Here is a 467-nt window from a genome sequence, read left to right as displayed (position 1 = left end):
GGGAATTGGCTTTGCCACTGCTCAGAAATTTTTGAGATCGGGTGCAGACGTGCTTGTGCTGTCCAGGAAACCCGACAGAAATTTTCAGAAGCAGGATGCGTTGTTCACCTATTCCGTAGATCTTAATGATTCTGCAGCAGTTCATGAAACCTTTGCCAGGATCAAAGAGATCCATCCGCACCTTGATATCGCGATCAATGCGGCAGCGGGAGGAACAGGTCTGGGAAAGATGATCCATGAATTTTCTGAAGAGGAATTTGATGCCACCATGAATGTCAACCTCAAAGGTCTTTGGTTGAGCATGAAATATCAGATCGAAAAGATGTTGGAGTCCCCTACGCGAAAATGCAGCATTATCAATATTTCTTCAGTAAATGGTTTGGGTGGGGTAGAAGGAGGTTCTATTTACGCAGCCACAAAAGCAGCAGTTCTGGGGCTCACTAAATCGGCCGCTTTGGAACTTGCCA

At 46.0% G+C, this 467-nt stretch carries 1 protein-coding gene; it reads left to right on the top strand.

All coding sequences use genetic code 11. The annotated features are described in order from the left end of the window. A partial coding sequence (locus HC175_RS18295) for an SDR family NAD(P)-dependent oxidoreductase (RefSeq protein WP_168139669.1) occupies positions 1-467 on the top strand: 467 nt, incomplete at both ends.

It is taken from the genome of Salinimicrobium oceani (assembly GCF_012037645.1).
The sequence above is the reverse complement of the archived record's forward strand: the minus strand, read 5'-3'. Positions and strand labels throughout refer to the sequence as shown.